The organism is Winogradskyella sp. MH6 (assembly GCF_022810765.1).
Lineage (GTDB): Bacteria > Bacteroidota > Bacteroidia > Flavobacteriales > Flavobacteriaceae > Winogradskyella.
Genome location: NZ_CP094494.1, coordinates 424,354 through 441,755 on the forward strand (window position 1 = coordinate 424,354; position 17,402 = coordinate 441,755).

Here is a 17,402-nt window from a genome sequence, read left to right on the forward strand (position 1 = left end):
TAATTAGGATATTTTTATCTTAATTAATAAACTTTAAATAGTTTTTAGTCGAAAAAAACTAAGTGATAATTATACGGTAACAATAAATTTTATATAAATCAAATAAACAGATTAATAACCAAAGAAAAACTCATTATATGATTTTAGACTATATTATATAAGGGCTGTAAGATTATCGGACACAAATTGGAAACAATCATTTTAGACATTGAAAAAAGTAAGTCTGTCTAATCTTTCGTATAAGTAGCTAATTTATTTTGTCCAGAACCCCAACTATACAAGCAGCAATTTTATGATCAATATTTTCATTCACAGGTAAATCTTCCAAAATTGATTGAAGTCTTTCATAAGAAATTTGAATCCGACTTATTTCTGCCTTAGTTGTCAAACTATTTAAATTATAAACATAGCGAGAGGATTTATATCGATTTCTTTTTTCTTCTAGATATGGCTGTAGAATGTCTATCCAAATTTTTGCGTATGCTTCAAAGTCAACATCCTTTTTTCTTGGGTGAAATAAATCTAGAAGCTCTCTAACTTTTAACTTGTATTTATAGTCAAGTTTTTTATCCTTTAATTTTGCCTTTAAAATAATTTCTGCAACTTTCAATGCCCTTCGCTTCTTGACTGGAAGCAAGTCTATTTCTTTATCTTGAAGGATTTTCAGATACTTTCTAAGATACTTGTCATTCCATTTCACTGAACTACTTTTCTTTGAAATATGACTTCTAAGCTGATCGCATATTTCAGGAAACTCAGTATAAATACCTTTTTCAGAACTCGGTTTGATAAAATACCATTTCGGACTTTTATTCCCATCCCCTCTAGTTGCAAAAAAACACCATTCAGATTCGGTCTTCAAAAAACTAACTTTTGTTTTTACTGTATTCTTTATCCCTTTGTATTGTTCATATTCCTTTTCTGAAATCAACTGTTTATCCCCTTCTTTTAAATCCATTATTGGCTGAAAGCTATCATGTATCCCTTCCCATGAGCTATCTTCGGAAAGGTAGTTTTCAAACTCTTCAATAATATCATCGATACTTTCAACATTTTCAAAATGCCTATGCTTTAATTCTTTTGGTGGCTGAAAATTTGCGCCCCACATTGTTGAAATAATATCATTTAGCTTAAGTAACCTTTTATCTCCTTTTAATGAATAAACCTCTGAATCAATAGGCCAATACATGTCTATAGATTTGTGTAAAGTATCCATGCGATCAACTCTTCCAAAGCGTTGCTCAACTATTCTAATGACACTCGGTAAATCCAAAAGGGTCACGGAAGAAGCTAACTGTAAATCCACGCCTTCTGACATTTTATCAGAACACAGGGCTATTATGCGTTCTTTATTCTCTGAAGTTAGATTAAACTTCTTTAAAACAACTTCACTATCCTTTTTATTTGAACCTGTGGCAGCCAAAACATTGATTTTCGGATAGTTTTTCTTAATCAAATGTTTAAAATAATTTAAGGTTACTACAGAACTATCAAAAGCAATGATTTTTTTATGTCTGTTCATTTGATCAACCAAAACATCAACCTTTCCCATAGCTCTGCTATTGGAAAGTGTTTTTGTCAAATCGGCGATTTCCATGTAGGTTTTATACTCCACTTCACATGCATTGATGTACTCTGCTAAATCTGTTAGCCATAAAGGCTTTTCACAATCTTTGAAAATTCTGCTGATTGTTGGAACTTTGTTATTAGTGATCAACTTATTGATTTCTGATAGCTTAATTTTATTTTGCTGATTTTTAGGACAATGAAAATCCTCCATCTTAAGAACCTCATCCAGTCCGATAATATGCTCTAATAAAGCCATCTTAGAAGATCGCAGTCTCGATCGAATCATGTAAATTGATAATTTTTGCGCAGCATGAATTCTATTGTTCAAGTAACCTTGCTTGTGCTCCTCATCAAGCTCAAATTTTGGTTTGTTTATTCGTTTTAAATATGTCAGTCCTTTCAATTTCTGACATAGAGCATTAATCTTCACAACGGTTTGTGTGTCCCATTCGGTCTCTCTTGTATGATACGTTTTTGCTATTTGATTTGGAAAACGACATTCGGTTCCAAGGGCATTTATATACTTTTCAGGTTCTTTATCAATCTGCTTGTTAAGAATAACTTTTGTACGCCTAACCGTAAATTTACTGACAAAGCTTCTGAGCATTTCAATATTGGCCTCGTTCTCTAAATTCGGCTTACCCTTCAATTCCGAATACGCCTTAAAACTATCATCATCCAAATTATCCACATCCAATAATTCTACAATTTTCAGCAGATCATTGATTCTTTTATTTATTGGTGTGGCTGTAATCAAGATTTTAAAATCCGCTGTATTTTTACGAATTGCTTCACTTCTTTTCGTGGAAAGATTCAGATAATTGTGCGCTTCATCAATGGCAAGAATATTCGCCAGTTTCAATTCGTTAAGTGCTTTCTCAAGAGTTTGCTTTTTAGCATTACTAAGTATCCCTGAGGAAGTCTGATTATTAGTTATTGTAGAAAGGCTCAAAAATTCCTTCCGCCATTTGTCAACCACCAAAGGCGGACATACAATCAGCGAATTGTCTTTGTCTCTTCTTCCCGTTTCCCATAGCCAATTCTTCAGTGCTAAAACAATGGTCGAACATAACTTCGTTTTACCTGCACCTGTGGGATCTGCAATCAATACGTTTGAATTTTCTTGCAATATTGAAATAGCTTGCGCCAGCCCTCGCCATTGGGTTGGCCAAAGTTTAGTGTTCTCCAATTTAGACATGAGTAGTTTATATTCATCGAGCCACTCACCTTCCAAAACTTCTGCTATTGCTCTGGCCAAAGCATCTTTCCAACCTACCTCTTTTATTAAATCCTGTAAAAGATCAATAATCTTATCGTAATCATTTGCCCTGTCAAAATAGTTATTCGCTATCGATTTAATATCTGTATACTTATCACGATCAACATGTGCCAACACCCTTATATTAGCTTCAGTTTGAATAGTCAAACCATTCTTACTAAAATTAGAAGAGCCCAGCATGGCCATTCGATCACTTGCATAAATTTTTGCATGTAGTTTATCATAAAATCTAATGTGAACCGATTTGTTTTTGATTTTTTGAATGAGGTTGATTACACTTCCTCCAGAAAGAATTGACAAGCCCTCTTTTAACCAATATTCCCTTATCTCTTTTTCAAGTGGCCAAACGTGATAACGTTTTCTTCCTAACGGATTCGGCTCAAAGCCAAGTACAATTTTGATGTCTTTTAAATTCTCAAGTTTCTTATTTCCGAAGGTATCGATAAGATGGGAAAGCGATGTAAAACCTGTTAAAATAGTCAACTCCTTAGAAGATTCTATATCGCCTTGCAGAGTTTCTTGAACAGTTCTGTTATACGTTTTTAAGTTAAGTGGGAAATGTTCTTGCTTAGGCCAAGACTCTGGCGGTGCGATTTGCTCGTTACCAAAATCTAGAATATATTGTCCAGTATGTTGATTTTCAATCATATCAGCCTAATTTACAACAAACTGATAAAAAATCTAGAGTGTTAAAGCTTTTTGAAATATTTCTAATTCGCTTCTATATGTTTTCAAGATGTATTAAAACGAATTAAAGCATTTTCAAGATGGATTAAATTATTTTAATCAAAATTAAATTTGCAAATTTTTAATGTGCTTAAAATTACTGTACGTAATTATTTTTTCTGTATATAGTTTATAACATATCTGCCAAGTTGGCATTATTCACCAAAATTACTTTGACATAAATAGCTGATATTGAATTTGGCAGCATTATTGACACTGAAATTCTTAAAATATTAGGAATATGGCAACAAACAAACAAGAATACCTGCAAAACGTACTAGAGACACATCGAATGACACACGTTCAGAATCTAGTGGACAAATTCAAGACCAAAAGAAATGAAGTAAAAGAAGCTTTAGAATCTCACTATGGTTCTAATATATACAACCCTTTTAATTCAGGTTCATTCAAAAAGCATACTGCAATAAATACAAAATTTGATTTAGATGTAGTTGTACCTTTTAAAAAAGATTCATTCGAGACACTCGATAAAATGTTTGATAGCCTTTATGATTTCCTTTATGATGAATACGGTGAAGTTGCCCAAATAAGAAAACAAAAAGTATCAATCGGGATAATTTTTGATGAAGATGACGATGGAGATGTAATTAGCTTAGATATTGTTCCGGGGAGAGAACTTAATCAAGACCAATATTCAGAAGACAACAAGTTAAATCTTTTTGTTTTCAGCAAATATGGGATTTTCTCAAGCAGCACTTATATACAAACTAACATCCAAGCGCAAATTGACCATATAAAAGCTAAAGAAAACGAAAGAAAAATTATCCGTTTATTAAAAATATGGAATAATAACGATGGTAAAGAATATAAATCCTTTTTATTAGAACTTATTACGATAAAAGCCTTTGACAAGGAAAGTATTTCGGGTAATCTTTGGGAAAAATTGGAGAAAGTGATGGAGTATATTAAGGATAAAGTTGCAGAAGATGGATTTAAATTAATTGACCCAGGAAACAGCAACAATGATTTAATGGACACCTTGGAAAGTTGGGAAAAAACCAATTTATCAAACAGAATGGAAAGGATGCTTGAAAGGATTAATAGCAATAGCGATAATATCAAAAGTTATTTTCCAACAAATAAAGATTTTGAAGATGATGACAAATCATCAAGTAGTAGCGGTTACGGAATAAAAACTGGGGGATCAGCCTATTCTACACCACCAAAAAATGAACGTTTCGGATAAATGGGGTTTTTAGATGATGTTACAAAACTTATTAGCGATATTCCATTTGTTGAAAAAGCCTATGATTTTGTAGAGGAAGATTTACTAATAAAGGGAAAGGTTAAAATATCTCTCAAAGAATTATCAACCCCTTTAGAATTCGTAGTAGAGGTATTCAAATGCTACCCTCTAAAAAATTATGATTCAGATTCCATAAAGTTTAAAAACTTGAGTCTATTGGAGTATAGACACGTAATGGGAGATGGCGCTATATGTATTCACACATCGCATCACACAAATTTAAAATCAAAGCTAAATTATGATTTCCATTCTTTGAAGAATTGGATAGTTAAATACTTCATCAATAATGACCTAGATGACCATTACGAACATATTATAGTTGATGAAAAATTAATAAACAATCAGTATCGCTCATTTCTGTTTACAGATACTGGGCATAGCTTTGAAAAAGGAGAATTTGGAGATGTAACAATTACCGCACTTCAACCCGGAGGGTTTAGAGGCGATTCCATTTCAAACCATATAGTTCAAAGCTTTATTAGAAGAAGTGGTGAACAATTAGATTGCCAATGGAGCAATCTTTATAAGAATATGGGTATTTCATATTACGGAGCCTATTTGTTTATAGAAACACCTCCCGCTACCTATGGTAAGTTCATTTTTACTAAATGGTTAGATTTACAAGACCACCTTCCTGAAGCATTTTTAAATTTTCTACTCGAATTTCAAAAAAAATTCATCAAAGAAAGAGGGAAATTGTTCCCTGTTTTTTTTGGGTATAAAATTGATGAAGTCAATATACATTGGCAAGTTGCTTTATTGGAAATAGGTGATTTTCCGATTTTAGGTTATCAATTACCAAACGAAGAATGGATAACAACCTCAAGATACGAATTAGATATAAATTGGGGTATCACTAGAAATTCTTCATATAAGTATTTTTTCGGGAGAGGTTCTTTTTCACAAAACTTTACTGAAAAGAAAATACTGATTATCGGAGTTGGTGCATTAGGAAGTATGGTTGCTAAAATACTAGCAAGATGCGGTTGTAAATTCATTGATATTGCAGATTATGACATTAAGGAACCAGAAAATGTATGTCGGTCAGAATATCAGTTTAATACTGGATTGATGGATAAAACCGAAGAACTTAAAATTATTCTAGGTACGATTTCTCCATTTGTTGAAACCAGCATAGTTGAGAAGGACTATTTTCAAGGTATCATAAAGCTATATCACAAAGAAAAAGGAGCAAAAAGCAGTTTTGAAAAAGGCTTAAATCAATACGGTTTAGTTTTTGATTGCACAACAGACAATGACCTCATGTACATTCTTGATTCGCTCGATATAAAATGTGATTTAATAAACCTTTCTATTACAAACTTTGCAAAAGAATTGATTTGCGCCTTTAACCCCAATATCTACAATTTTGTAATGAATCAGTTTATGAATGTTTTAGAAAATGACACATCTGATTTATATAATCCGACTGGTTGTTGGAATCCAACTTTCAAGGCATCCTATAATGACATATCATTGTTAGTTCATCTGGCGATAAAACATATTCATCATTTGTATGAAACTGGCTTGAGAAAAAACAACTTTATTATTGAAAGTGATTCTTCCAACTTAAAAATAGTAGAGTATTGAAGCTGTACAATAAGCATAGAAAAGTAGAACTAATAATAGACCAAGAGTTGCTCGAAAAAATTGGTAAGACGGGAATAGATCATTTTCCGAATGAATTTGGAGGATTTTTGATTGGTAAATATTCAGATGATTACAAAACATTATTTATAACCGATTATATTCTCCCCAAAAGCTATAAAGGCAGTAGGTATTTATTTGAAAGAAGTTCTAAAGGAATGAAGTCTTTTTTTTCTAAATTATTCAAAAAGAAAAAAGAATTTTATGTTGGTGAATGGCACACCCACCCGAATGGAAGTACTGGCTTTAGTGATATCGATTTAAACGCAATGATTAACATCGAAGCATCTCCAAGTGTTAATATTAAGAACCCTGTTTTACTCATTTTGAGTATTTCAGAAAAGCAACTTAACCAAGCAACTTTTTACATTTACGATAACAAAAAATTAATACCTTATGAGTAAAATAGATATAAAATTACTATTCGCTGGGCTTCAAAAACAAATGATTGCCCAACTAAATACAAATAGAGAGTTTATTACCCACCCTGGCTCCAAAGGAGACTCATTAGAAAATGCTTGGATTGAATGGCTTAGAACATATTTGCCAAATAGATATAATGTGGATAAGGCAATTGTAATAGATTCAGAGGGCAGTACTAGCCATCAAATGGATATAGTAATTTATGATAACTGGTACACTCCCTTCATTTTTACTCAAAACGGGTTTCATTACATACCTGCGGAAGGAGTTTATGCCGTTTTTGAAGTAAAGCCAGATATTAAAGGGAATGTTGATGACAAAAATTATATTGAGTACTCGGCTGAAAAAATTGAAAGCGTAAGGGTTCTTAAAAGAAAAGCAGCAGGCTTTATTAACGGTGGAATTCCTAGACCAGCGAGACCATTAACCAAAATTATTGGGGGTATTCTTTGCAGTACGAATACTTATACTAGGAATAACAACAGTACAATTAAAGGACACATTCAAAATCAAACTAAGCTGAAAACGATAGATTTGGGGTGTATTGCAGATTACGGAAGTTTTTATGTCGATTACGACCCAAACGATGAAATAATTGATGCTGGTCATAAAGCTTACTTAGAATTTTATAACAATAGAACATTCAAAAGCATAAAGTTTAGCAAGGCTGATAATTCAATGGTTACATTCTTTTTTCAATTAACAAGGTATTTACAACAAGCAATAGGCACTATACCAGCAATCAATCTGAAAGAATACCTCGACAATATTGGGGAAAAATTAGATGAAGAAATTTAAATAGTATTTAAACTTCCATTTTATTTAATCTCAGCAACACCTTTACGCAAAATAATTTTCGTCTAATGAGCTAGCGTTTCTTCTTAGGGTATTCTTTTGGTACAAGTTATAAGCCGTAAAGCCAACTAACGCTAGCCCAATGATTATAATCCCATATTTTAAAAACTTGTTTTCCTGCTTCAATTGCCTCACATTGGAAAGCTCAACCATATTTATGTCCTGTGGAGACAAAATTTCAATATCATATAGATCAGTATCAATCATTTGTGCAAATTTTATAGTGTTCGTTATCAACTTTATAATAGTGAACTGTATGTAGCGCATAACAGTTCTTCTCTATTGTTTCATTGTAGTGGATATGTGTAAAGAGAGAAAAATTTACCCCAATACCTCTGAGGTATTCCTTGTGCACTGTAACTTCTTTTTCACCTTTTAACAATCCTAATAGTGCATAATATTGCTTCTCTATCGGTTTAAACAATTTGGCCAGTTCTTTTCGCTTGGCGTTATTTCTTTTGTTGTGATGCGCCGTCCTGCAATCGCCATTATGAAATATCTGATTAGATCGTTTTGGTATAAACTCTAATCCACAATGAGGGCAAATCCGATTTTCAATTTCGTTTTTCATAGTAATTCGCTCAAATAATATTTACAAATATAGCTTTTTTAAAATTTTAAAATGTACATTTGTGTAAATTTTAATTTTATGAACGATCAATTCTATATCAAATTCGGAGAATCCTTCTACGAAAAATACATTCTGCCCAAGGATCTGGGCCTTAAGTCTCGACAGGTTTCCTATTGGAGAGAAAATAAAGTCATTCCCTATTTCTTTGAGACACATCAAAAACATGGTCGGATGAACATACCTGAAGCCATTTGGATGATGATACTGAAGGAACTCAGCGACATTGGCATCAGTACTGAAAAATTGAAAATCCTATCCTATCAGGTATGGAATGTTCCAAAGAAGAACAAGTATGCCGACCAGGTCATCTTAAAGTATATTCATTCAAAAAAACCTCTGGTGTCAGAAACGGGAAAATCCAGTCTAAAAGATACCCTGTCAAATGAAATGGTCATGGACACCCTTAGGGAAGAAATAAACCAATATACCGATATGCTAAAGTCGTGCATAGCCAACGTAAGCCAACCACATGGTATGGTTTACAGTCCGTTGACGAATGAACATTCATTTTTGGTAAACAACGATATTCTACTAAAAAAACTTGGGAGTCTATCTTTTGATTACCCCCTGATTTCCATCCCTATATTGGGCAAACTGTCTAAGATCATAAGTATCGATCTCAATATAAAACACAAGAAACTGAAATACCTGAATGACCTCGAAAACCAGATCAGAGAAATTGTACTTTTCAAAAAACCAAGAATAGTGGAGATTGCTTTTGATGATGGACACATCAAACCTAGAACCATTACCGAAAAGCACGTGAAGCAGGACGAACTGGCCGACTTCCTTTTAAAAAATAAAATTCCTAAAGGATCAAAGCTTTTAATTGACCCTAGAAGCCAAGACAATTATAAATTAACTTTAATTACAAAATAGAATGAAAACCTATGTAGAACCCATTCAGTCCCTGAAAAAACAGCCTGATTTAATCCTATCTCGTTATGGGCCGAAAATCAAGTCAGGAACTTCAACAGAAACAATTACTTGACAATAATGAACTCGAAGACTACCTAACTAAAGAATTCATTGATTTAAACGAAGCACAAAAAAATGAATTAGCCTTGAGTATATACCAATTCACAAAACTCATTTTTGATTCAGCTAAATAACTTTTATATGAGCAGAAAGAACGAAGTAACAATTTCAGACTTTAAAGGAGCTATTGTATGGTCATACACACGCGTGTCCTCAAAAGAGCAATTTTTAAAAAACGGAAGTATTGAGACCCAAGTCAAACGGCTCAAAGAATGTGCTTCTGACAACGGTTTAATTATTACCAAGGAATTCGATGCTGAGTACGAAAGTTCGAGGCGAATCAATACCCAAAAGACTTTGAACGAGTTGTTGAATGCTATTAAAACCACTCCTAAAGCACAAAGGCCCCAGATCATACTTATTTGGTCTCCCAGTCGGTTTGGACGTGCCGGATCGGAACATATTGAACTGTTCGTCAGTCTTAGACGTAAGTACAATGTGTATCTGTATTCTGTGAGTACTGGCCATAATACGTTTACTGAGCGCAATGAAAACGAATTCTCTACGCAACTACTATATGCACAAAAAGAAAATTTTAACCGTCAAGATGTTATCATACCTGGAATGATCAACGTTCTTGAGAAAGGTACATTTCTCGGAAGAGCTCCAAGAGGTTACGATCACTTTGGCCCTAGAGTTTCCGACCCATCTAAAGTACAAGCAAAGCAGGAGATTAAACTTAACGCTCACGGAAAACTGATTAAAGAAGCGTTTAGACTAAAACTTTACAAAAATCATACTGATAAGGAAATTCAAGATCTCTTAAAGCTAGAAGGTCTGTACATCCCAAAACAGACGCTGAGTAAAATGTGGTCTAACCTGTTTTATGCAGGATACTTTACGAACAGTTTAGTTCCCGATACCGAAATCAAAGGCCATTGGAAACCAATCATTACAAGAAAGGAATTTGATCTGCTTCAAAAGAAGCTAAATAATTCAAACCAAATAGGAATCCCTAAAATAAATGGCAATACCGAAACCCCTTTGGTGCCAAAGTTTCTGGTCTGTGATGATTGCGACACCAACATGACCTCATATAAAAACAAACGAAAGCAGATCTTATATTATAAATGTTCATCATGTAATAAAACTGTAAATGCAAATACAAGAATGAAATCACTTTCAGCTGGTATGCATCAGCAGTTTTCTGAAGTATTAGAATCATTGAAGTTATCAAAAGCATTTCAAAATCTGTTCTCAAAGCAACTTGAGAAGATTATTGAAAATGAAATATCATCCAGTACGAATAAAAAAAGACAACTAAGCTCTGAAATCAATAAGCTTCAGGAACAATTTGACAAAATAGAATTCAGGTACGCTACAGATGAAATATCGAAAGAAATTTTTGAAAGACATGGATTAAAACTTAAACAACAAATTGAAAAGAAAAAACAATTTCTTCTGAATCTGCCATCAAAAATATCGAACCACAAAAAAGTAATGAAATTCTTTCTTAAAATTGCCGAAAACCCAAGTCAATTCTACGAATCACTAGATTACCATAATAAAAGGTTACTACAAAATATCCTTTTTCCTGAGGGTTTCCGTTTTTCCATGAAAAACAAGGAATGTCGAACCAGTAAAATGAACCTATTATTTGAACTAACTAATTCATTTTTAACACAATATGACCAAAAAAAAGAAAAGACCCAAACAGAAAAACTGCTTGAGTCTCATTTAGTAGCGGGAACTGGACTCGAACCAGTGACCTTCGGGTTATGAGTTCTAATTTTATCTCAAAAACACCCTAAATCAACTATTATTCCGCCTTAATTAGCTTAAATCGTGTTCCAAAACGTGTTCAGTTTCGTGTTCACTTTGTTAAGGTATAAATATATTCTTTTTTTAGAAGACATAAAAAGTAATTTCAGTTTAATCCATTTCAATAGTTCATGTAATCCTGCCACTTAATTAGTACAAATTTATCATTACTATTCTCCTTTTTTCTCAAAAAGCCAAATTCATATACAAACAAATAAACATCTCCCTTTTTGTTCTTCCAATAATGTGTAAAGAAGTTAGGATCAAAACCTTCTTTAATCAAAACCGACTGTCTAACTATAGCTTTACCTGCCCTATTGTATTGCTTCAACAACCTTCTGTTCAAACGTAATTTGTTATCTACCTTATTGTAAAATCGCTCTGGGCGTTCCCTCTCGATCTTATACTGATTTGCGCTCTTGCACCTCGCATCACAATACTTTTTATCTATTCTTCCCTTAAGTTTCTTTCCGCAGTTTAGGCAATGTTCCTGTAATCTCTTCATATTATCAACTTAAATGTATTTTATTCGTAAGTTATGCGAATAATATATGGGTTTTGTTTTTTTAGTTTCATAATTTGAAAAAAAAACAGATGGAACTACGAAAAAACATAACCTTAAAGCACTTATTTCTCGACCAGAAAAAATGTATAGGTATTCAATTTAAGTCCGACAAAATATTACAGGTTCTCATCGAGAGTCTGCCTAATGTGGATTGGAGCGATAAATTTGAAATGTATTACGTACCAAACACAAAGTTGAACTTAGACCTGATTTTCAAAACTTTCAATGGTGTAGCATGGATAAATGGCAATTATTTCTTTCATGAAAAGGTAGTGAACGTAAATAACCCAGTATTAAAATTAGATAGCTATAGAAAGAGAAAACCAATGGAAGGCTACAAAACATGTCCTGAGTCGTATTTACTTAAACTGGAGCTTAAAAGATACTCTTTCAACACCGTAAAAAACTATATTTCGAGTTTCGAATCTTTCATAAACCATTTCAAAGAGAAGGAACTGAACGAAATCAATGAAATGGATATACGAACATACCTTCAATTATTGATTCAGAAGGGGCTCTCTAATTCCCAAGTAAATCTCACAATAAACAGTATAAAGTTTTATTACGAAACAGTGCTGGGTATGCCAAACCGTTTTTATTCGATTGAACGTCCAAGAAAAAAAAAGTCACTACCTGAGGTATTGTCCAAAAAAGAAGTTCTCCGTATTATTGACTGTACCAGCAATTTAAAGCACAGGTGTATAGTTGGGCTACTCTACTCTTCTGGTCTGCGACGCAGTGAGCTTTTGAACCTTAAAATTAAGGATATTGATAGTAAACGGATGGTGGTTGTGGTTAAAGATGCAAAGGGAAACAAAGATAGGGTTACGGTCTTGAGCCCAAAGCTTCTGAAGAATCTTCAAGAATATTACAAAGAGTATAGACCTGAAACCTATCTTTTTGAAGGACAGAAAGGTGGTAAATATAGTGTATCAAGTGTCTTGAACATTGTAAAATCAGCTTCCCAAAAAGCAGGTATCTATAAAAAGGTTACGCCCCATGTGCTTAGGCACAGTTTTGCAACTCATCTTTTGGAAAATGGCACAGATCTCAGACATATACAACTTCTCCTAGGACACAGTTCTACAAAGACTACAGAAATTTATACGCACGTTGCTAACAGTTCCTTTTCGGATATAAAAGATTTATTATCTTAGTCAACATATAAGTTGGATATAGTTAATAACTATATCCAATTGTTAGCATCAATACTAAACTGTGTATTCATCATGCTCTTCCTCTGTTAGCTTATTTTTTGCAGTTTTACCATTCAAGCAATTTAGTGTCGCTACATTACTTGTATCTTCATTTAAAACTAAGTGTCCATCACCCGCACACCAAGTTAGTACCGCATTAAAATCACACACTTCTTTTAATTTGTCATTTACCTTTTCAACAGCACATTCATACTTTTCATGTGTGCTAAAAACCTTATTTAATAATGCTTTCATTTTTTTTTTTGTTTATTGCTTGCTAACACCGTACTAATGCTAACAATGTGTATAAAAAATAGCCTAATTAAGTTTTGTAATAATTCCGAACGTCTGTGTATGGGCTACTTTTCATACACTCGTCCGTTGTGCGTAATTTGGAAAAAATATGAGCCAATATTATAAAGTCGTTAATCTAGACAAAAAACAATTCTTTTCACCTGACATTTTTAATGACGGTGTGAAACTGGGAGCGGTAATGAATGGAATCCATCCCTATGTAATTGGACGACTTTTATTGTCTGACTTCAACTTAACCGAAGAAAAGTTCGGAACTGGATATTGGTTCGGTGATAAAATAGCAATTATAGGTGATGAAAGCGCAAATGAATTTAATGACCGACAAGTAGAATTTGAAAATGTTGGAGCCGAACTATTATTCTCTTTTATCAATGATGAAAATTTTCAAAAATTGATTTTAAATGAGCTTAAATCTGACAGCAATTACTACGCTCGAATCGGATTTTTAGTGCTTCAATACGCAGGTAAAGCTGACGAATTAAAAAGGTTTCTTATTCAAAATTTTGGCAATGATTGGGAGAAAAAAGCAAAAGAAGTCTGGGAAGATAAAAAAACTACTTTTATCGAACTGGATGTTTAAAAAAACTACGCACAACAAGGGCTATAGTTCATTGCGGCGGAATTTCCTCTCGGAAATTCCTGCGTGTTTGCTAACTTTGGTTTACGGCGGAATAGTTCTGCCGAACCATTCCGCAACGAAACCATAGCCAAGACCGTTGCCCACAATATTGAAAAACTAAACGCAAAAATTAATGAAAAGAAATATTTCGAGAATTATCGGAGTTGGAATTATTATGCTGACCCTGTCTTGTAAAACCTATACGATTCCAGTTGAAAGTTTTAAAGAACAAATGAAAAATACAAATTCGTCAAATATGAAAGATGTGACCGTAAATAATCCTCTTACATATGGAAGTATTTCATATTCTGCAAATAATATTGACCGAATTATTGTTGTGGACAAAAACGGAAACAGTTCCTATCTTAATAATTCTGGTTCAATAGAAATGAGAGTTACTCATAAGAACGGAAAAAAATATCATATGTATTTCGATACCGTAATTTTAGAAAACGATACTCTGAAAGGTGGACGTTCAAGATTTGTTCAGAGTTTGGAAAGACAAATCCCAATAGATAGCATTGTGAAAATTGAAATCCAAGATGGCGGAAAGAAATTTAATTATCAAAACTAAAAATACTGTGGGCAACAATGTATAACCGCAATTACGGCGGATTCGACTACGTCCGAATCCACTCGGAATTGCTAACGTCAGTTCTTAACCGAAAATTAAAACATATAAACCCGTAACTGACGGTTATACGAACCGTTAGCCACAAATTACCAGAAACTATGAAGAACAATGGAAAATCGTTAGAAAAAACTATCCGACTTATCCAAGAGACTTTAAAAGATTCTGAAAACACAAAAATTTTCAATAATTATAAAATCGAAAACGAAAGTGGTCAGAAGCGAGAAATTGACATATTAATCGTTTCCTCAATAAATGACTTTGATATTAAGATTGCGATTGAATGTAAAGATTATAATAAAAAAGTTCCTGTTAAAGAAATTGAAGCATTCGAATCGAAATGTGATAGGATTAAACAAATTAATAAGAAAGTTTTTGTTAGTACAAACGGATATCAGGCTGACGCAATAAATACAGCAAAATATTACGGAATTGAATTACATACCGCAAATAAACTCAAAAAAGAAGATATTCAAAGTTGGTTTCCAATAAAACAAATGGGACTTCAAATTGAGTCAAAATTTATCGCACCAACTTTATATTTAGATACTACACAGGAAATATTAGATACTATTTTAAAAGAGTTTAATGGAATTGTTTACAGAGAGAACATTAATGAACCTATTAAAATAGAAACGCTTTTAATTGAGGCTATTGAAAATAATAAAAGGGTAATGATGAACCTTGCTATTGTTGAATGGATAAAATTGGAAGAATCGAAAAAAGACGAATCTTTCCCTATACAATTCAAACTTGACTTTAATGATTATTATATAAAATCAACAGATATAAAAAAAATCAAACTTTTGGGATTAACATCAAGTGTATATGTAAAATTCGTGAAAAGAGATGCTACAATTTTAAGCGGGAGAATTGTTAAAGGTTCAAAAGAAAATGATATTACAAAATTTATAACAATAGACGTTGGAGGAAATATAAAAAGTGACATTATAATAGACAAAAATGAGGAATTAACATTTTTCGCAACAAATAAAAAAGGGGAATCTGAAAAATTGAAATCTTTATTTACTTACAATCCGAAAACAAAAAAATTTAGCGGTAAATAATCAGTGGCTAACAACGTATATAATTTATTGCTAGTTCTAGCCTACTTACGAAAATCCTCGCGGATTTTCTATTCAGTTTTTATTTGCTAAATTACGTGCTAAACCACGCAACAAACCATATACGAACACGTTGTAAGCAATTTGCGAAAACCGAAATCTAACTGAATTAATATGTTTAGTTTCTTAAAAAAGAAAAGAGATTTACCTGAATTTGATTTTATAAAATCATACTCTGAAAAGGAAAAATACTTTGTACGAACAAAAAAATGGAATTGGTTAAATCCCGAACAAATCGCTTTGTTGGAAAAAGACTCTGACGGAAAAATTAAAATGACAACAATGGATTATTGGCATCAAGAAATGTTTTTAGATGCTGACGGACAAAAAACAATTTCGGAATATTTAAGTGTTTTAATTAATCAATTTAGAGACAGTAAAATGGAAATTCCATCCGACTTGGATAAGTTTATGGTGGAAACTCTTTTGAGCTTAAAAACGGACTTAAACGCAATAGAATTTAGCAAAAAACCGACTGAAATTAAAACTGAATTTAGGAACCCTATAAAAGAATAAAAACTGCTTACAACAATGTATAACCGCAATTACGGCGGATTCGACTACGTCCGAATCCACTCGGAATTGCTAACGTCAGTGCTAAACCGAAAATTATTAACTTTAATCCCGTAACTGACGGTTATACGTATTCCAAGGTAAAAAACAAGTGTTTTTTTAATAATTTACAGCTGCTATATTTACAAAGGGCGTACCTCTTTTTATTACTGCAAAACTTCTTGCCAATATTTTGTTTCTAACATTGTTTAAGGCTATCATTTTGTGTTTACCTTCTTCGAGTTTTCTATGGTAGTATTTCTTAAGTTCTTGGTCTGATTGAATAGCTGATACGGCTGCCATGCTCAATAGGGTCTTCATTTTTCTATCACCTATATAATGGCTCTGTTTTCGCCGTCTTATTGAGCTTCCTGAACTGTACTCGAACGGTGCTATACCACAATAACTTGAAAAGGTTCTCCATGTACTGAATTTAATAAAGTTAGAGGTGTGGTAGAGCAATTGGCAGCTAAGTATAAGACCTACGCCTTTTACCGAACGCAGCAACTCATAGTTTTGCCTTAAGGTATCATCGGTCTTTACCAATGTTTTCATCTGGCTTTCTAAGGCTTCTATTTGTTTGTCTATATGTTTTATAGATCGTTCTAAAATCTTGCAGCAAACATCTGTGGATGGGCTTGACAGCAAGTGCTTGTTTTCTTTTAATGTAGATTTTAACCCACTTCGATCTTTAACCAATTGGTCTCTTAATGAGAGTATTCTTCCCAGTTCTTGAAAGATCTGTGGTTTCATATGACTTGGCTGAAGCTCTTCTCTATACATCCATCCGAACCTGGCTATCATATAAGAGTCTAGCTTGTCTGTCTTCTCTCTTGTAAGACCTGTACTGCGCTTTATGCGCATAGGACTTTCTTCTACATAACAAACTCCACTTTCTGATAAAAAAACAGATAGCTTTAGTGAGTAATTGCCCGTATTTTCGAAACATAAAAAATAAGAATCACTGCCAACTTGGTGATTTGCCCATTTAAGGAGTTTTGAATAACCTGCTCTATCATTGGTAAATACAGCATGATGCTCGCTTTGGTATGCTGTAGCATCTATGGTTTTCTTGGATACATCTATCCCGATTACATCTCTAACATTTTTCATATATTTAAAAAAATTATCATTAATGATGTTTTGTAACTATTTCCTTTAATGAGCCTATAGGGCTAGGTATTCCAATTAGTTCTTCAAAACA

The 17,402-nt window shown here is 33.0% G+C and carries 18 protein-coding genes; 12 read left to right on the top strand and 6 right to left on the bottom strand.

All coding sequences use genetic code 11. The annotated features are described in order from the left end of the window. Positions 1-247: 247 nt before the first annotated feature. A complete protein-coding gene (locus MST30_RS02055; RefSeq protein ID WP_243472753.1) occupies positions 248-3,496 on the bottom strand; it encodes an SNF2-related protein in 3,249 nt (1,082 codons plus the stop codon). Positions 3,497-3,815: 319 nt separating this feature from the next. Between MST30_RS02055 and MST30_RS02060 the strand changes: the two genes are divergently transcribed. Genes MST30_RS02060 through MST30_RS02075 form a run of 4 tightly spaced genes read left to right on the top strand, consistent with a single transcriptional unit; the run spans position 3,816 to position 7,709 of the window. Then, positions 3,816-4,781: a nucleotidyltransferase family protein gene (locus MST30_RS02060; RefSeq protein WP_243472754.1), complete on the top strand. Its 966-nt coding sequence runs from the start codon at positions 3,816-3,818 to the stop codon at positions 4,779-4,781. Next, complete coding sequence (locus tag MST30_RS02065; protein ID WP_243472755.1) at positions 4,782-6,431, top strand: ThiF family adenylyltransferase; 1,650 nt, start codon at positions 4,782-4,784, stop codon at positions 6,429-6,431. Continuing rightward, positions 6,428-6,892 carry a Mov34/MPN/PAD-1 family protein gene (locus tag MST30_RS02070; protein WP_243472756.1) on the top strand — a complete coding sequence of 155 codons (465 nt, stop codon included), beginning with the start codon at positions 6,428-6,430 and terminating at the stop codon, positions 6,890-6,892. The genes MST30_RS02065 and MST30_RS02070 overlap by 4 nt, the downstream gene beginning before the upstream one ends. Next, positions 6,885-7,709 (top strand): DUF6602 domain-containing protein, encoded by an 825-nt coding sequence (locus tag MST30_RS02075; protein WP_243472757.1) that lies wholly within the window; start codon positions 6,885-6,887, stop codon positions 7,707-7,709. The genes MST30_RS02070 and MST30_RS02075 overlap by 8 nt, the downstream gene beginning before the upstream one ends. Before the next feature lie 42 nt (positions 7,710-7,751). Here MST30_RS02075 and MST30_RS02080 read toward each other — a convergent pair whose 3' ends face one another. Next, positions 7,752-7,973: a hypothetical protein gene (locus tag MST30_RS02080; protein ID WP_243472758.1), complete on the bottom strand. Its 222-nt coding sequence runs from the start codon at positions 7,971-7,973 to the stop codon at positions 7,752-7,754. Beyond that, the gene (locus tag MST30_RS02085) at positions 7,966-8,337 is read right to left on the bottom strand and encodes a hypothetical protein (RefSeq protein WP_243472759.1); all 372 of its coding nucleotides are present in this window, start codon (positions 8,335-8,337) and stop codon (positions 7,966-7,968) included. The genes MST30_RS02080 and MST30_RS02085 overlap by 8 nt, the downstream gene beginning before the upstream one ends. Positions 8,338-8,415: 78 nt before the next feature. On the opposite strand from MST30_RS02085, the gene MST30_RS02090 reads away from it, so the two are divergent. The 3 genes from MST30_RS02090 to MST30_RS02100 all read left to right on the top strand — a co-directional run bounded on the left by MST30_RS02090 (position 8,416) and on the right by MST30_RS02100 (position 11,157). Continuing rightward, positions 8,416-9,276: a hypothetical protein gene (locus MST30_RS02090; RefSeq protein ID WP_243472760.1), complete on the top strand. Its 861-nt coding sequence runs from the start codon at positions 8,416-8,418 to the stop codon at positions 9,274-9,276. A 65-nt stretch (positions 9,277-9,341) separates the two neighbouring features. Next, positions 9,342-9,509: a hypothetical protein gene (locus MST30_RS02095; RefSeq protein WP_243472761.1), complete on the top strand. Its 168-nt coding sequence runs from the start codon at positions 9,342-9,344 to the stop codon at positions 9,507-9,509. Between the two features lie 7 nt (positions 9,510-9,516). Then, entirely contained in the window at positions 9,517-11,157 is a 1,641-nt protein-coding gene (locus MST30_RS02100) for a recombinase family protein (protein ID WP_243472762.1), read from the top strand. A gap of 160 nt (positions 11,158-11,317) precedes the next feature. On the opposite strand, the gene MST30_RS02105 is transcribed toward MST30_RS02100, so the two are convergent. Further along, positions 11,318-11,701 (bottom strand): hypothetical protein, encoded by a 384-nt coding sequence (locus tag MST30_RS02105; RefSeq protein WP_243472763.1) that lies wholly within the window; start codon positions 11,699-11,701, stop codon positions 11,318-11,320. Between the two features lie 89 nt (positions 11,702-11,790). Between MST30_RS02105 and xerA the strand changes: the two genes are divergently transcribed. Beyond that, positions 11,791-12,918 carry a site-specific tyrosine recombinase/integron integrase gene (xerA, locus tag MST30_RS02110; protein WP_243472764.1) on the top strand — a complete coding sequence of 376 codons (1,128 nt, stop codon included), beginning with the start codon at positions 11,791-11,793 and terminating at the stop codon, positions 12,916-12,918. 54 nt (positions 12,919-12,972) lie between these two features. On the opposite strand, the gene MST30_RS02115 is transcribed toward xerA, so the two are convergent. Further along, positions 12,973-13,212, bottom strand: coding sequence for a hypothetical protein (locus MST30_RS02115; protein ID WP_243472765.1), 240 nt, complete (start codon positions 13,210-13,212; stop codon positions 12,973-12,975). A gap of 148 nt (positions 13,213-13,360) precedes the next feature. Between MST30_RS02115 and MST30_RS02120 the strand changes: the two genes are divergently transcribed. The 4 genes from MST30_RS02120 (at position 13,361) to MST30_RS02135 (ending at position 16,162) form a co-directional block, all read left to right on the top strand. Beyond that, positions 13,361-13,852 (top strand): hypothetical protein, encoded by a 492-nt coding sequence (locus tag MST30_RS02120; RefSeq protein WP_243472766.1) that lies wholly within the window; start codon positions 13,361-13,363, stop codon positions 13,850-13,852. A 172-nt stretch (positions 13,853-14,024) separates the two neighbouring features. Beyond that, positions 14,025-14,465: a hypothetical protein gene (locus MST30_RS02125; protein WP_243472767.1), complete on the top strand. Its 441-nt coding sequence runs from the start codon at positions 14,025-14,027 to the stop codon at positions 14,463-14,465. Positions 14,466-14,623: 158 nt separating this feature from the next. Continuing rightward, complete coding sequence (locus MST30_RS02130) at positions 14,624-15,589, top strand: restriction endonuclease (RefSeq protein ID WP_243472768.1); 966 nt, start codon at positions 14,624-14,626, stop codon at positions 15,587-15,589. A 171-nt stretch (positions 15,590-15,760) separates the two neighbouring features. Then, positions 15,761-16,162, top strand: coding sequence for a hypothetical protein (locus MST30_RS02135; protein ID WP_243472769.1), 402 nt, complete (start codon positions 15,761-15,763; stop codon positions 16,160-16,162). 156 nt (positions 16,163-16,318) lie between these two features. Here MST30_RS02135 and MST30_RS02140 read toward each other — a convergent pair whose 3' ends face one another. Beyond that, positions 16,319-17,311, bottom strand: a complete 993-nt coding sequence (locus MST30_RS02140) for an IS110 family RNA-guided transposase (protein WP_243472310.1) — start codon at positions 17,309-17,311, stop codon at positions 16,319-16,321. Positions 17,312-17,402: the final 91 nt, after the last annotated feature.

What these genes read in the sequence shown, in the direction of transcription:
- MST30_RS02055 (WP_243472753.1), bottom strand. Translation starts at nt 3,496, where the DNA reads ATGATTGAAAATCAACATACTGGACAATATATTCTAGATTTTGGTAAC.
- xerA (WP_243472764.1), top strand. Translation starts at nt 11,791, where the DNA reads ATGGAACTACGAAAAAACATAACCTTAAAGCACTTATTTCTCGACCAG.
- MST30_RS02060 (WP_243472754.1), top strand. Translation starts at nt 3,816, where the DNA reads ATGGCAACAAACAAACAAGAATACCTGCAAAACGTACTAGAGACACAT.
- MST30_RS02140 (WP_243472310.1), bottom strand. Translation starts at nt 17,311, where the DNA reads ATGAAAAATGTTAGAGATGTAATCGGGATAGATGTATCCAAGAAAACC.
- MST30_RS02100 (WP_243472762.1), top strand. Translation starts at nt 9,517, where the DNA reads ATGAGCAGAAAGAACGAAGTAACAATTTCAGACTTTAAAGGAGCTATT.
- MST30_RS02105 (WP_243472763.1), bottom strand. Translation starts at nt 11,701, where the DNA reads ATGAAGAGATTACAGGAACATTGCCTAAACTGCGGAAAGAAACTTAAG.
- MST30_RS02115 (WP_243472765.1), bottom strand. Translation starts at nt 13,212, where the DNA reads ATGAAAGCATTATTAAATAAGGTTTTTAGCACACATGAAAAGTATGAA.
- MST30_RS02085 (WP_243472759.1), bottom strand. Translation starts at nt 8,337, where the DNA reads ATGAAAAACGAAATTGAAAATCGGATTTGCCCTCATTGTGGATTAGAG.
- MST30_RS02120 (WP_243472766.1), top strand. Translation starts at nt 13,361, where the DNA reads ATGAGCCAATATTATAAAGTCGTTAATCTAGACAAAAAACAATTCTTT.
- MST30_RS02130 (WP_243472768.1), top strand. Translation starts at nt 14,624, where the DNA reads ATGAAGAACAATGGAAAATCGTTAGAAAAAACTATCCGACTTATCCAA.
- MST30_RS02075 (WP_243472757.1), top strand. Translation starts at nt 6,885, where the DNA reads ATGAGTAAAATAGATATAAAATTACTATTCGCTGGGCTTCAAAAACAA.
- MST30_RS02135 (WP_243472769.1), top strand. Translation starts at nt 15,761, where the DNA reads ATGTTTAGTTTCTTAAAAAAGAAAAGAGATTTACCTGAATTTGATTTT.
- MST30_RS02125 (WP_243472767.1), top strand. Translation starts at nt 14,025, where the DNA reads ATGAAAAGAAATATTTCGAGAATTATCGGAGTTGGAATTATTATGCTG.
- MST30_RS02080 (WP_243472758.1), bottom strand. Translation starts at nt 7,973, where the DNA reads ATGATTGATACTGATCTATATGATATTGAAATTTTGTCTCCACAGGAC.
- MST30_RS02090 (WP_243472760.1), top strand. Translation starts at nt 8,416, where the DNA reads ATGAACGATCAATTCTATATCAAATTCGGAGAATCCTTCTACGAAAAA.
- MST30_RS02095 (WP_243472761.1), top strand. Translation starts at nt 9,342, where the DNA reads ATGGGCCGAAAATCAAGTCAGGAACTTCAACAGAAACAATTACTTGAC.
- MST30_RS02065 (WP_243472755.1), top strand. Translation starts at nt 4,782, where the DNA reads ATGGGGTTTTTAGATGATGTTACAAAACTTATTAGCGATATTCCATTT.